This is a genomic window from Janthinobacterium sp. Mn2066 (genome assembly GCF_049319705.1).
Lineage (GTDB): Bacteria > Pseudomonadota > Gammaproteobacteria > Burkholderiales > Burkholderiaceae_D > Janthinobacterium.
This window is the reverse complement of sequence record NZ_JBMOUF010000006.1, coordinates 319,867-332,770: the sequence shown is the minus strand read 5'-3', so window position 1 is coordinate 332,770 and position 12,904 is coordinate 319,867. Positions and strand designations below refer to the sequence as shown.

12 protein-coding genes are annotated in these 12,904 nt (G+C 62.2%); 4 read left to right on the top strand and 8 right to left on the bottom strand.

Annotation, left to right across the window (positions count from 1 at the left end; translation table 11 throughout):
- Positions 1-2 precede the first annotated feature (2 nt).
- A complete protein-coding gene (locus ACL9RI_RS14060) occupies positions 3-1,445 on the bottom strand; it encodes an FAD-dependent oxidoreductase (protein WP_422727159.1) in 1,443 nt (480 codons plus the stop codon).
- A 77-nt stretch (positions 1,446-1,522) separates the two neighbouring features.
- On the opposite strand from ACL9RI_RS14060, the gene ACL9RI_RS14055 reads away from it, so the two are divergent.
- From ACL9RI_RS14055 to ACL9RI_RS14045, 3 genes are all read left to right on the top strand, one after another.
- Complete coding sequence (locus ACL9RI_RS14055; protein WP_422727158.1) at positions 1,523-2,158, top strand: TetR/AcrR family transcriptional regulator C-terminal domain-containing protein; 636 nt, start codon at positions 1,523-1,525, stop codon at positions 2,156-2,158.
- Positions 2,159-2,245: 87 nt separating this feature from the next.
- Positions 2,246-2,851 carry an ArsR family transcriptional regulator gene (locus tag ACL9RI_RS14050; protein WP_422727157.1) on the top strand — a complete coding sequence of 202 codons (606 nt, stop codon included), beginning with the start codon at positions 2,246-2,248 and terminating at the stop codon, positions 2,849-2,851.
- A gap of 112 nt (positions 2,852-2,963) precedes the next feature.
- Positions 2,964-3,803 carry an HDOD domain-containing protein gene (locus tag ACL9RI_RS14045; protein ID WP_422727242.1) on the top strand — a complete coding sequence of 280 codons (840 nt, stop codon included), beginning with the start codon at positions 2,964-2,966 and terminating at the stop codon, positions 3,801-3,803.
- A gap of 58 nt (positions 3,804-3,861) precedes the next feature.
- On the opposite strand, the gene ACL9RI_RS14040 is transcribed toward ACL9RI_RS14045, so the two are convergent.
- The 3 genes from ACL9RI_RS14040 to ACL9RI_RS14030 all read right to left on the bottom strand — a co-directional run bounded on the left by ACL9RI_RS14040 (position 3,862) and on the right by ACL9RI_RS14030 (position 8,079).
- A complete protein-coding gene (locus tag ACL9RI_RS14040) occupies positions 3,862-5,691 on the bottom strand; it encodes a DUF885 domain-containing protein (protein WP_422727156.1) in 1,830 nt (609 codons plus the stop codon).
- Positions 5,692-5,824: 133 nt separating this feature from the next.
- Complete coding sequence (locus tag ACL9RI_RS14035) at positions 5,825-6,916, bottom strand: M48 family metallopeptidase (protein ID WP_422727155.1); 1,092 nt, start codon at positions 6,914-6,916, stop codon at positions 5,825-5,827.
- On the bottom strand, positions 6,913-8,079 hold the full coding sequence (locus tag ACL9RI_RS14030; RefSeq protein ID WP_422727154.1) for an HPP family protein: 1,167 nt from the start codon (positions 8,077-8,079) through the stop codon (positions 6,913-6,915). Before ACL9RI_RS14030 ends, ACL9RI_RS14035 begins: the two co-directional genes overlap by 4 nt.
- Before the next feature lie 218 nt (positions 8,080-8,297).
- Between ACL9RI_RS14030 and ACL9RI_RS14025 the strand changes: the two genes are divergently transcribed.
- The gene (locus ACL9RI_RS14025; RefSeq protein ID WP_422727153.1) at positions 8,298-8,825 is read left to right on the top strand and encodes a thioredoxin family protein; all 528 of its coding nucleotides are present in this window, start codon (positions 8,298-8,300) and stop codon (positions 8,823-8,825) included.
- Between the two features lie 5 nt (positions 8,826-8,830).
- Here ACL9RI_RS14025 and ACL9RI_RS14020 read toward each other — a convergent pair whose 3' ends face one another.
- From ACL9RI_RS14020 to ACL9RI_RS14005, 4 genes are all read right to left on the bottom strand, one after another.
- Positions 8,831-9,316: an Lrp/AsnC family transcriptional regulator gene (locus ACL9RI_RS14020; RefSeq protein ID WP_422727152.1), complete on the bottom strand. Its 486-nt coding sequence runs from the start codon at positions 9,314-9,316 to the stop codon at positions 8,831-8,833.
- A 71-nt stretch (positions 9,317-9,387) separates the two neighbouring features.
- A complete protein-coding gene (locus ACL9RI_RS14015; RefSeq protein WP_422727151.1) occupies positions 9,388-10,686 on the bottom strand; it encodes a glycosyl hydrolase family 8 in 1,299 nt (432 codons plus the stop codon).
- 133 nt (positions 10,687-10,819) lie between these two features.
- Positions 10,820-12,127: an ATP-binding protein gene (locus ACL9RI_RS14010; RefSeq protein WP_422727150.1), complete on the bottom strand. Its 1,308-nt coding sequence runs from the start codon at positions 12,125-12,127 to the stop codon at positions 10,820-10,822.
- Positions 12,117-12,809, bottom strand: coding sequence for a response regulator (locus ACL9RI_RS14005; protein ID WP_422727149.1), 693 nt, complete (start codon positions 12,807-12,809; stop codon positions 12,117-12,119). Before ACL9RI_RS14005 ends, ACL9RI_RS14010 begins: the two co-directional genes overlap by 11 nt.
- Between the last annotated feature and the right edge of the window lie 95 nt (positions 12,810-12,904).

Sequence of the window (12,904 nt, the reverse complement as noted above, 5' to 3'; positions counted from 1 at the left end):
GATCACGCCGCATTATCGGCATAGCCATCGGGCCGTATCAGCAAGCTTTTCAGGCCGGCCAGCGATGGGCCGGCCTGTTTGACTTGCAGCGAGGTCAGCCAGGAGTTATCGAAAGCATAGGGCAGCGTGCCGGGCGCACCGTCGAAGGACAGGTGCAGCCATTTGCCCGCGTGCAGTAATTCATGGATGCCGACGGCCGTGCCATCGTGCAGGCGCAACAGCCAGTCGGGGATGCGCCGGCCTGTCCAGCCAGCGTTGCCGAACGGACCGGACGTCGCCAGCGGCGCCGCATAACGCAAGCCGAAGCCGGACAGGTCGCTGGCCATCTTGCGGTTCAGTTCCGGCTGGGCCAGCATGTCGCTGACGGTGTCGCGCAGGGCCAGCATGTGTGCATCAAAGCGTGTCAGCAGGGCCGTTTGCGCCAGGGTATTGTGTTGCAGCGCCAGGCCGACCGGGTGGCGCTCCGCATGATAGCTGTCGAGCAAGCTGTCCGGCGCCTGGCCCTTGATCACGCCCGCCAGCTTCCAGCCCAGATTCATCGCATCCTGCATGCCCACATTCATGCCCTGGCCACCGGTCGGCATGTGGATGTGGGCGGCGTCGCCGGCGAGGAAGATGCGGCCCTGGCGGTAGCGCTGCGCCAGCCGCGTTTCGTCGCCAAAACGCGATAGCCAGACGGGATCGTGCAGGCCAAAGTCGTGTCCCGCGATGGCCGTGCTCACTTGTGACAACTCTTCCAGGGTCGCCGCTTCGCTCACCGCGACGTGCGGGCGCTGCGCATTCATGACGATCACGCGGTAGCGGCCATTGCCGAGCGGCACCATCATCAGGCTACCCGCCGCGTTCGTCATCGCCAGCATGGGCGATGCCGGCGGATGCCGCAACAGCACGTCGCCCATGATCATGCTGCAACTGGCGGCCAGGCCTTCGAAGGCGATGCCGGCCTGCTGGCGCACCAGGCTGCGGCCGCCATCGGCGCCCACCAGGTAGCGGGCCCGCAGCGTGAAAGGTGCGCCATCGTGCGTGCCGGCCACCGTGACGCCATGCTCATCCTGCCGGGTTTGCTCGACCAGCGCACCGCGCCAGACAGCCAGGTCGTCTTGTAACAGCTGCTCTTCCAGCAAACGTTCCGTGGTGCTTTGCGGCAGGAACAAGGTGTAGGGATGCGGTGTATCGAAGCCGGAAAAATCCAGCCGTGTATCGAGCCCGGCGAAATGGCCGGTGGGGAGGGTTTTTCCCAGGGCGATCAAGCGCTGGTCCAGGCCGCGCAGCCCCAGCATTTCCAGGGTGCGGCCATGGATGGTCAGCGCGCGTGAATGCACGGTCGCTTCCTGGCGGCGTTCCAGCACCGCCACGCGGATGCCGGCCAGGCGTAATTCGCACGCGAGGGTCAGTCCTGCCGGACCGGCGCCCACGATGATCACTTCAAGTTCTGTCTTTTGCATGGCATCAATCTAACGTTGTTAGTCTACGCAAAATGGTAAACTAACGTCGTTAGAGTTTCAAGAAGAATGCACACAAAATGAAAATTCAACGTGACACCGTCGTCGCCAGGGCGCTCGACTTGCTCGATGAAGTGGGTATCGAAGGCTTGACCATGCGCCGCCTGGCCGAGGCCATGGGGATCAAGGCCGCTTCGCTGTACTGGCATTTTGCCAACAAGCAGGCCTTGCTCGATGGCATGGCCGATATGATGATCGAAGGCGTGGCCCGCACGGTCGACCTCGATGCCCCGTGCGATGGGCAGGTACGCCAGGTGGCGGCGCAATTACGCCAGGCGCTCTCTGCGCGGCGCGATGGGGTGCGCGTTTTTGGCGGCACCTATGTGATTTCCGATAATGTATTTCGCGTGGCCGAGGCATTAATCAAGCCCATGCGGATCAGCGGCGCATCGGAGAAACTGGCCAGTTGGAGCACATTTACTTTGCTTTATTATGTGATGGGTTTTGTCATGGAAGCGCAAGGCACCGGACCCGGCAATTCCTCCACCGATGCAATGGAAGACCGGCGGGGTGATTTTATTGCCATGGCAAATGGCCGTTATCCCCATGTATTTGCTTCGATGGCTTCCATTTTTGATCCCGACCTCGATACGCGTTTTGATGCGGGGATCGATTTAATTCTGTTGGGGCTGCAACAGAAAATCCACATGGCTTGAAACCCAGGGCATTCAGGGTAAGCAGCATTGTTGCACCTGCGCCCCAGGCATGCCAATTGTCAGTTTATTCATGCTAAGATTTGGCGCATGATAGCCCATGCCCTGTTCACCCCGGCCCAGCAGAAGCTGTTGGGACTGCTGTTTGTGCGCGTGAACGAAGGTTTCCACCTGAATGAAATCATGCGCCTGACAGGCCTGGGCAGCGCCTCGGCCCAGCGTGAATTGCGGCGCCTGCATGATTCCGGGCTGATCACTTCCGAGCGTATCGGCAATGTGCGGCGCTTCTGGCCGAACAAGGAAAACCTGGTGTATCCGGAATTGAGCGGCCTGGTGCAAAAGACGTTTGGCCTGGTTGGCGTGCTGAGCACCAGCCTGGCTCCCTTATCGCCCCAACTGCAACTGGCTTTTGTGTATGGCGTAACAGCCAGGGGGCAGGATGTGCCGGGTGATCCGGTCGAGTTGCTGCTGGTGGGGGAAGAGGCCAATTATGGCGATATCCTGACGCGATTGGCGCCTGCCGAACGAACCTTGCGCCGTAAAATCAATCCCAACTTATATACCTTGGCCGATTATCGGCGCCGCTTGCGCGAAGGCCAGCCATTTCTGCTGCAAGTATTACAGCAGCCGAAATTATTTGTGATCGGCGATGCTGCGATATTGGCGGCATTGGAAATACAGGATGTTTATTCTTGAGTCCGGCCGGATATACATGTTTCTGTTATAAGGTCATGACTGATTACTGAATTTTAAAATAAGTGATGAGAATAAGTAATGAGAATAAAAACAGAGGCGGAGTGAGCGTATGATGAATAAATTACAGGCATTCGGCTTGATCGTTTCCCAGGCGGTACGCGGGGAATTGACTTTCCCTACCAGCGTTAATGCCGCCTTGAAATTGCAACTGGCCTTGTCCGAACCGGACTGCCATATCGACCTGGCCATCAAGCTGGTGTTGGCCGAGCCGTTGCTGGCGGCGCGCACGGTGGCCTTGGCAAACTCGGCCGTGTACAGCCGTGGCGCGGCGGCGCCCGTGACCAGCGTGCGCGCGGCCGTCATGCGCATGGGTTACCGCAACCTGTATGCGCTGGTGGCGGCCATGGTGGTGCGCCAGTTCGGCAGCAAGATCATCGATCCCCAGCTGCGCTTGAAGGCCGAGCAGTTGTGGGAACATACGGCGCACGTGGCGGCGCTGGCCCATGTGCTGGCGCGGCGCGTGACCAATATCGACCCCGATACGGCCCTGTTTGCCGGCATCGTGCATGAAGTGGGCGGCTTTTACCTGCTGTCGCGCGCCGACGAATTTCCCGGTTTGCTGGAAGACGATGCGGAACACTGGATGGAGTCGGCCGAAGAAATCATTTCGCGCGAAGTCATGAAGAAGCTGCTGATTCCACAAGCGGTCTCCGAAGCGATCGAAGGCTTGCGCGATGGCTTGCTGGCGATACCCCCCGATTCCCTGCTCGATACCTTGTTATTGGCCAAGCAACTGGCACCCGTGCCATCGCCGCTGCAACAGACTTTCGTGGAAATGCTCACGCCGTCGGACTCCGTCATCGATTTCATTATCGATAACGAGACCTTGCAAAGCATCCTGGCCGAATCGGCCGAGGAAGTGCGTTCGATGAGCGCGGCGCTGCTGGTGTAGCGGCGAAAAAAACGGCAGCCCCGACTGGCGCTGCCGTTTTATCCCATGCCCGATGCGCCTAGCTTTGTTTCTGCTGCGCGATCCAGCGATCTACCTTGGCTTCCAGCAATTTCAACGGCAAGGTGCCGTCGCTGAGCACCACTTCATGGAATTTCGGCAAGCTGAACTTGTCGCCCAGCGCCTGCTGCGCGCGCTGGCGCAGTTCCAGGATTTTCAGTGCGCCGATCTTGTAGCCCAGCGCCTGGCCTGGCCAGGCCATATAGCGTTCCGTTTCGCTCTTTGCCACGGCGTCGTAGCCCAGGGTGTCGCGCATGTACTGGATGGTTTGTTCGCGCGTCCAGCCCTTGCTGTGCAAGCCCGTGTCGACCACCAGGCGCACGGCGCGCAGCATTTCGTCATTCAGGTGGCCGAAATATTGCGCCGGATCGTCATACAAGCCCATTTCCTTGCCCAGGGTTTCCGCATACAGGGCCCAGCCTTCCGTAAAGGCATTGTTGCCGCCAAAGCGGCGGAAGTTCGGCAAGTCCATTTCCTGCACCAGCGCCAGGTGGAAATGGTGGCCTGGCTTGCCTTCGTGCAGGAAGAGGGTCGTCATGCCCGTGCTGCCATACTCTTTCGGGTCGGTCACGACCGACCAGAACACGCCGGGACGCGAACCGTCGGCAGCCGGCGCCGTGTAGTGGTCGGCAGCCGTGTCGCGGCTCAGTTCAGGCTCCAGGCGCAAGTCCAGCGGCGCTTTCGGCACCAGGGTGAACAGCGCGGGCAGTTTGCTGTCGAGCACTACGTTCAGCTTGCGGTAGACATCGAGCACTTCCTGGTCCGTCTTGAACGGATGGTATTTGGCTTGCGCCGCCACCCAGGTCGGCAAGCCGGAGGCTGGCCCCGTGTAACCCATTTTCGGTCCCACGATGGCAAATTGTTCCTGGATGCGGGCCACTTCCTTCAGGCCGATGGCGTGGATCTGCTCCGGCGTCATGTCGGTGGTGGTGCCGCTGGCCACGCGCGCCTGGTACCAGGCGGCGCCATCGGGCAGGGCGCTCCAGCCACTGCTGCTGCGGCTGGCCGGCAAGTACTCTTTTTCCATGAAGGTGGCCAGGCGCTGCAGGGCCGGCATCAGCTTGGCCTGGATGATCACTGTGTAGGTTTGCGTCAGGCGTTCCTTGTCGGCAGCCGAAAAACTGGCCGGCAAGTTCTTGATCGGCGTGTAGTACACGCTGGCCTGCGGCGTGTCGCTGACCAGTTTCTTGAATTGCGGCAAGGCCGATTCCGTCAGTGCGCGCGGCAAGACGATACCTTTTTGCATGCCGACGCGCATATTGGCGATGGCCTGGTCTATCCAGCCCGGCAACTGGCCCAAACGGCTCAGATAGGCGTTGTATTGCTTGACGGTCGTCAGCGGCTGCGAGCCTTCGCCACCCGCATAGTTGGCCAAAGTGACGGGCATGCTATCCATCTGGTTCAGCGGCAGCAGGTGTTCGGGGAAACGCTCGAAGCTCAGGGCCGAGGCCAGTTCATAGTCGAGGATATCGTAATTGATCTGGTCATGCTGCGACAGCTGCGGGCGGGCGATGGTCCGCAAGCGCTTCTGGAACTGGTGATACAGCACAAACTGTTTCGCGCGCGCTGCGGGCACGATGGAAGAGCCGAGCTGGTCGTCAAAACGGTTGTCGCCACTTTCCGTGGCATTGACGGGATCGAAACGGGCGAGGGCATCGTAATACTGGTCGGCCAATACTTGCAGCTGCTGCCTGGCTTGCGGCGCGCTGACGGCGGGCGCCGGCGCGGCTGCCTTTGTGGTGGACTCCGCCGCTTGCGCCAACGGCGCATAGGCAAACAACAGGGCGGTGGCCAGGGTGCCGAGGGTGCCGGCGGTAAAACGATGCTTCATTCGTTATGTCCTTTGCAAGGGGAATCAGGGAGACGTTCAAGGCGACCAGCCGATAAGCGCAGCGGCTGACAGTCGACCCGCAAGCATACGCCATCGCCCAGCCCGTTTGCATAAAAACCGAGAGGGAGCGTGGCTATTTGGCTGCAGCCGGCAAGCTTGCTTGCATCGCTGGCCAATGTTCGCTGTGCAAGGGCACACAGCCGGGGCAAGGGTTGGCGGCGATCAACTGTGCGATGCCCTGTGCGCGTACTGTTGTTTGCGGATGCGATGACAGCCAGCCAGGCGCGGCTTTGTCGCTGCCCAGTTTCTGGAAGAATGTCAGCATGCCATCGGGGCGAATGTTTGCCCGTTGCAAGGCGTGCAGACCGAGCCGGTCGGCCTCTTCTTCCATGTCACGGCTGAAATACAGGGTGCCGGCCTGGTGAACCACCATGGCGGCCACGGCGCTGATGTCGCCGATTGTCACGCCTACCAGCGCGCCCCAGCCCAGGCTGCTGATCATTTGCCGCAAGGAATGGCGCTGTTCCACATGCTGCACTTCATGCGCCAGCACGCCGGCCAGTTCGCCGGGGTCGGCCGCCTGGCGCAGCAAGCCCGTATGCACGACGATAATGCCGCCCGGCATGGCGAACGCGTTGACGCTCTCATCCTGTTTCACCAGCCAGCGGTAGCGATAGCGCGAACCCGTGGTCAGGCGCTGGCCGATCTCTTGCACGGTTTGCTGTGCGGGCCCCTGTTCCAGCAGGCCGCCCTGGCTGCGCACTTGCGCCAGGGCCAGGTCGCCCAATTGCTTTTCCGCCGACAGGGGAATGTGGCCGGCCAGCCAGGCGATGGTATTGTTGCCCTGCCACCACAGCAGGGCCGCCGCCACGACAGCCGCGCCCGTGACGCCGGCCAGCCAGCTGGAAACTTGCCGCCGGTTGCGCTGGCGTTCGCGCCACAGCTTGTGCAAGGCGGGCTGCAGTGCGGCGGGTGCGCTGACCAGCAAGATGGCGACATCGTCCGGCGTGGCCGCCTGCAATGCCATTTGCCGGCCCTCGTCATCAAGCCAATTGAGGAATAGTTGCGGCTGATCCATGCCGCCCACGCTGACATGCAGTTGTGCCGCATCGACGCTGGCGGTGGCGTGATCGGCGATCGACAATTGCTGGCCGAAAAAATGCGCCGTCAGCGGACCCTGCGGGGCGGCGTTGGCGACATGCAGATAGGCTTGAAACGCGGTCATGCCGCCAGCTCGGCAAAGCGGCTTTCGTACAGGGCCGCCATCAGGTCGGACTGGCTGATGATGCCGGCCAGGCGCGCTTCCTCATCGAGGATGGGAATATGGTGGTAGCCGGCGTCGGCCATCAGGGGCAGCACATCGATGATGGGCGTGGCCAGCCGGGCCGTGTGCGGCGACGCCGTCATCAGCTGGCCCACCACTTCCGGCTTGTCGCCATGGCTCAATCCGCTGCGCTGCAGCAGCAGGCGCAAGTGGTGGCGCAGACCGTGGTAATCGTCCATGGTCTGCTGGCGCAGGAAATCGGTCTGCGTGATGATGCCGATCACGCGGCGGGCCCGGTTCAGCACGGGCAGGGCGCCCACCGCGTGCTGGCGCATCAGTTGCCAGGCTTCCGCCAGGCTGGTGCCGAATTCCACGCTGAGCACGTCTTTCGACATGATGTCGGCGCAGGTGACGACGCCGAAGCGGCGCTGGTAGGCGCGCATTTCCGTTTGCAAAAAGATGGCCTGCAAATCATCGCGGCTGATGTCGAGCACTTGCTTGTGCTGGCGCAATACGGCATCCAGGTCGTCCGGCGAAAAACCCAGCCGCGTGCTGGGCGGCGTGTCGGCCGTGGCATGCGGATGTGGCTGCACCAGTTGCTGGCTGTGCGGATAGCGCCGCCCCGTCAGGTTGTTGTACAGCACCGCGCAGGCGACCAGCATGGCGGAATTGCACAGTACGGTAACGAAGACGAATTCAAAACCGGCCGCATGCACGCTGGCGCCGCCCACCACGGTGGTCAGGGCCACGGCGCCGCCCGGCGGATGCAGACAGCGCAGCGCGAACATGGCGGCAATCGCCAGGCAGGCGGCCAGCGCCGCCACGCCGACCGTCGGCCCCAGCCATTTTACGCAGGCCACGCCCACCAGGCCCGAGACGACATTGCCGCCCACCACGGACCACGGCTGGGCCAAGGGGCTGGCTGGCAGGCAAAACAGCAGCACGGCCGAAGCGCCCATGGGCGCGATCAGGTAAATACTGGCGCTATCGGGCGCCAGCAGGAAGTGGCAAGCCAGGCCCGTCAGCAGCAAGCCGCAGATGGCGCCCGCGCAGGCGCGCAATTGTTCGCGGCGGCTGCCGTTATTTGGTTGTGGCAGCCAGCGTGCCAGGAAAGAAGATTTCATGGGAAAGGGCGCGTGGACATCGCGCTGCTCAGTCTGATTGTCGGAGTTGATGGTCCATTATCCCATGCACACGCCAGGCTTGCCGGCCGCCTTATGCGTTTTTCGTATAAGCACAGTGTGAATTAATTGTAGATATTTCTTTCGAGCAGGAATATTCTAGTCAGTCATGCATGCTGAGCTCGGATCAGCTTGCCTCATGCCTACTCTGGAGATTCAATATGCGTATCGCCGCCAAGTCCACCCTTTCCGCCTTGCTTGCCAGTGCACTGTTTGCCGGCGCCGCCATCACCGCCGTCGCCGCCGCACCTGCCCCGGCGGAGCCAGGCGCCGCGCAGCACTTGCCGTACAACACGGCGGCCGACGCCAAGGCCGACGTGGCCCGCGCGCTGGCCGACGCCAAGGCGGCCCACGTGCCCGTACTGCTGATCTTTGGCGCCAACTGGTGCGAAGATTGCCGCGCGCTCGACAAGGCATTGAAGCAAGGCAAGAACGCGGAACTGATGCAAAAGGAATTCCGCGTCGTCAAGGTTGACGTGGGCAATTTCGACCATAACCTGGACGTGGCCAACGCCTATGGCAACCCGATCAAGAAGGGGATTCCTGCCGCCGTGCTGGTGTCGAGCGAGAATAACCAGGTGCTGTACGCCACCAAGGGCGGTGAACTGGCCAATGCGCGCCGCATGAGCGAGAGCGGTATTTTTGACTTCTTTACGCACGCGGCGACGGTCAAGTCGCCAACCTTGTAAAACTGTCAGGCAGGCAAGCCATGGGCAATCAATTCCAGCGGCAATTCCGTGGTGAACTTGATTTGCTCCATGGAAAAAGCAGATGACACGCCCGTCAGCTGCACTGCCTTGATCAGTTTTTTGTAGAAAGTGTCATAGCCCTTGATATCGGTGGTGACGACTTTCAGCAGATAGTCGATATCGCCGCTCATGCGGTGAAATTCCTGTACTTCGGGCAAGACGATGACGGCGGCGGCAAAACGGCGCAGCCATTTTTCATCATGCTGGCCCGTGCGCACGCTGACGAACACCGTCACCGGCAAGCCCACTTTTTGCCGGTTGACGATCGCCACCCGGCTCTCGATATACCCCTCTTCTTCCAGCCGCTTGACCCGCTTCCAGCATGGCGTGCTGGACAAGCCTATCTTGTCGCTGAGGGCCGCGATCGACAGGGTGCCGTCGCTCTGCAGTGCAGCCAGTATCGCGCAATCGAATTTGTCGAGAGAGTTCATGTCGTTTATCGCCAGGATCCAGAATATTTATCCTGGATCTTAGCAGAGTACGACCAGCTTTTACTGCGGCTTTATTGTGGCTTGGCCCAGCGTCCCGTCATGCCGATCATCGTCAGCATCTTCAGGCTGTTGCCGTAATAATCTTCCTGCTGCAGGGTACGCCCTTGTACATTGGTCCAGATGGCGTTCAGCCAGGCCTGGTTTTCCGGTGCGATCATGGCCGCCACGCCCAGCGCCGAGACGAAGGCCAGCTCATTGGTGTCGTTGGCCTTGATCGGCGTGCCGTTCAGCTTGTAGCCGCTGGCGAACTTGGCCGGGTTGTTGCCCGTTTGCGTACGCGCCCAGGCATTGAAGGGCGTCAATGCATTGAAGGCGCGCTGGTCGCCGTAGACCAGGTAATCGAGCGCCACGCGCCATGGGTATCGCGAGGCGTTCCACGAGTACTGGCCATCGGTCGTGCCTTCCAGGAAGTTGCTGGCAGCGGGCTTGGCTGCAATATTCAGGTTCACGACAAAATCCGGCACCAGTGCGGTTTGCGGGCTGTAGCTGGTGCGCAAGGTGTCGATGATGGCGTAGCTGCGGTCGCGCACGGCGCTCCAGCGTGCGTCGCCGGTGCTGGCGGCGAAGGCGGCCAGGTGCGACAGGGTGAAGTCCGAGGTGCGGGTGGCATAACCGTATTTGCCGGTGGTGCCGGTCCAGTCGCCCAGCAGCAAGTGCTTGCCCGATGGGTGGACTTCGCGCGCCATGATGGCGTTCAGCACGGTTTGTGCTTCCTGGCGGTAATTGATTGCGCCCGTGCTGCCCCACTGGCGGTGCGCCAGCAGCAGCGCGTAGGCGATGTCGAGGTCGCCATCGGTGGCGCTGCTGCTGCCGTCGCTGGAATTGCCGCAGCCGGTGATCTGGTTCCACGCCATCAAGCCCGGTCCCGAGCTGGCCTGGTGATCGCGGAAATACGCCACCATGCCGTCGAACACGGTCTTGGCGCCCGGGTCTTCATCGGCCATCAGCACGCTGATCAGCATGCCGTAGCCATGCGCTTCCGAAATCGTCAGCGTGCCATTCTGCGTGCCGCCGCCGGAAAACTTGCCATCCGCATTGACCTTGACGAAATACCGGCCGGCGCCGCATTCCTGGGCGATATATTTGCTTTTCCATTGCTGGTAAAAGGCCAGGCGCTGCTGGTCCAGCTGCGCCTGGGTGACGTGGTTCGGGCGGATGGTGCCGGCCGTGTACGGTTGCGGCGCCAGCGACGTCACGACTTCGGCGGCATTCACCGGCGCTTGCCCGCTTTGATAGTCGCCGCCGCCACAGGCGGCAAGCATGCTGGTCATGATGGCGAAGGCGAGGGTACGGTGCGTCATTGCAGGCATGGTCATTTCTCCGGTAAGGTGGGCAAGGCAAGGGAATGCGCACGCAGTACGGCGCGGCGCATGCAATTAGTTGCCACAGTGTAAAAGTGCCCGGCCGGGCCGGCTGTCACAGGATGTAACGGACGCGCTGGCCTCAGTCCAGCCGCAGCGGCAAGACCAGGCTGAAGCGCGCGCCGCCCAGCGGGCTGCGCGTCACCTGGATATCGCCCTGCTGCCAGTGGGCGGCGCGCCTGGCCAGCGCCAGGCCCAGGCCATGGCCCGTGTGCTCGGCATCGTGCGGCATGAGGCGCACGAAAGGCTCGAAGATGCGGTCGCGGTCTTCCAGCGCCACGCCGGGACCATCGTCATCGACATGCAGCACGATGTGAGCACTGCCATGGTTGGCCGCGCTGAGCCGCAGCCGGCCATGGCCATAGGTGCAGGCGTTGACCAGCAGATTGCGCACGATCAAATGCAGCAGTGCACGGTCGCCGCGCAGTTCGCGCGCGGTGGTATCGATGACCAGTTCGGCCGGTTGCCCGGCCAGTTCCAGCGCATCGAGTTCTTCCTGCAGCCAGCTGCGCAGCAGTACCGGTTCGCGCGCCAGTGCCGCCGGCGCGTCGGCCAGGCGGGCGAAGGCCAGGCTGGCGCGCACCAGCGATTCCAGTTCGGCGATGTCTTTCAGCAGGCGCTGCTGCAGGCGTTGCCGGGTGTCTTCGTCCGCGCCGCGTTCCAGCAGGGCCAGCGCAAAACGCATGCGCGCCAGCGGCGTGCGCAATTCGTGCGACACGGCTTGCGACACTTCCTTGTGGCGTTCGCCCATCGCGGCAATGTTGTGTGCATGTTGTTGCAGCGCGGCCAGCAACGGCGCCCATTCGCCACTGCCAGTGGGCAGGATCAGTGCGGGCGTACGCGCCAGTTGCGACAGTGACATGCTGAGTGCCGCCATGGTGGCGGCGCGCTTGCGCCGGCGCTGCCAGGCCGCCAGCAACAGCAGCGGCAAGGGCAGCGCGGCGGAGGCGGCCGTCAGCCAGTAGATGCGCAGGTTCAGCACGTCTTCCATGGCCGCCGCGCCCCACATCGGGCCGAACTGGATCAAGGTGTCGCGGTCCAGCGCGTAATACGCGATTTCTTCGCTGACGCCCAATACCGCGTGTTCATTGTCGAGCATCACGCCCGCTTCCGGCGCCAGTTCAACGCTGTTGCGCGGCACCAAGGTGAGCGGGAACTGGAAGCGCCGCTGCAATTCCTGCAGGCGCTGTGCGCGCACCTCGCCCGACAGGCCGCGCAATTGCCCGACCAGCAAATAACCGGGACCGCTCATCAGGCGGCGGAAGCTGTATTCGCTGACGCCGACGGCGCTCTTGGCCGATAAAAAGAGCAGCCAGACGGTCAGTGCGCCCCAGCCGACGCCTGCCAGCAGGGCCAGGCCGCCTGCGAGACCTGGACGCTTAATCCGCATGCGGTGTCCCGCTGGTGTCGCTGAACAGATAGCCTTGCGCCATGACGGTCTGTATCGTTACGGGACAATCGAGTGCGCCCAGTTTCTTGCGCAAGCGCGATACCCGCATGTCGACCGAGCGGTTGCTGCCGTCATAGGCCAGGCCGCGCAGCTGTTGCAGCAGCACTTCGCGTCCCAGCGGCAGCCCGGCGTGGCGTGCAAAGATGGCCAGCAACTCGAATTCGGCGGTGGAAAAATGCAGGCGGGCGCCATCGAGCGTGGCTTGCTGGCCGTGTAGGTCAAGGCTGAAACGGCCGAAATCCAGGCGCCGCGCCTGCCCGGGATGGCGCCGCAGCATGGCCCGTATGCGTGCCAGCAAGACCAGCGGATCGACTGGCTTGACGACAAAATCGTCGGCGCCGGCGTCGAAGCCGGTCAATTGTTCATGGTTTTCATCGAGTGCGGTCAGCATCAGGATCAGGCCGGGATACGCGGCGCGGATCTGGCGGCAGACGCTGAAACCGTCCAGGCCCGGCAGCATCACGTCGAGGATCACCAGCGCCGGTTGCTGCTGTTCGATCGCCGCGACCGCTTCGTCGCCACGATGGACTACGCTGACGCGCAAGCCTTCGGCGCGCAGGAATTCCGCCGTCAGCGCAGCGAGCGGCAAGTCGTCTTCGATCAGCAGCAGGTGGTCTGGCATGGCGCAAACGGCATCGAGGCGGGATGAACGAAAAGGCAACTATACAATAAGTTAGCCATAGGAAATTAGTTCATCGACGACGGATAGTGATCTTA

Bases quoted from the DNA above. Each gene is read 5' to 3' on its own strand.
- ACL9RI_RS14060 (WP_422727159.1), bottom strand. From the start codon at position 1,445: ATGCAAAAGACAGAACTTGAAGTGATCATCGTGGGCGCCGGTCCGGCA.
- ACL9RI_RS14055 (WP_422727158.1), top strand. From the start codon at position 1,523: ATGAAAATTCAACGTGACACCGTCGTCGCCAGGGCGCTCGACTTGCTC.
- ACL9RI_RS14050 (WP_422727157.1), top strand. From the start codon at position 2,246: ATGATAGCCCATGCCCTGTTCACCCCGGCCCAGCAGAAGCTGTTGGGA.
- ACL9RI_RS14045 (WP_422727242.1), top strand. From the start codon at position 2,964: ATGAATAAATTACAGGCATTCGGCTTGATCGTTTCCCAGGCGGTACGC.
- ACL9RI_RS14040 (WP_422727156.1), bottom strand. From the start codon at position 5,691: ATGAAGCATCGTTTTACCGCCGGCACCCTCGGCACCCTGGCCACCGCC.
- ACL9RI_RS14035 (WP_422727155.1), bottom strand. From the start codon at position 6,916: ATGACCGCGTTTCAAGCCTATCTGCATGTCGCCAACGCCGCCCCGCAG.
- ACL9RI_RS14030 (WP_422727154.1), bottom strand. From the start codon at position 8,079: ATGAAATCTTCTTTCCTGGCACGCTGGCTGCCACAACCAAATAACGGC.
- ACL9RI_RS14025 (WP_422727153.1), top strand. From the start codon at position 8,298: ATGCGTATCGCCGCCAAGTCCACCCTTTCCGCCTTGCTTGCCAGTGCA.
- ACL9RI_RS14020 (WP_422727152.1), bottom strand. From the start codon at position 9,316: ATGAACTCTCTCGACAAATTCGATTGCGCGATACTGGCTGCACTGCAG.
- ACL9RI_RS14015 (WP_422727151.1), bottom strand. From the start codon at position 10,686: ATGCCTGCAATGACGCACCGTACCCTCGCCTTCGCCATCATGACCAGC.
- ACL9RI_RS14010 (WP_422727150.1), bottom strand. From the start codon at position 12,127: ATGCGGATTAAGCGTCCAGGTCTCGCAGGCGGCCTGGCCCTGCTGGCA.
- ACL9RI_RS14005 (WP_422727149.1), bottom strand. From the start codon at position 12,809: ATGCCAGACCACCTGCTGCTGATCGAAGACGACTTGCCGCTCGCTGCG.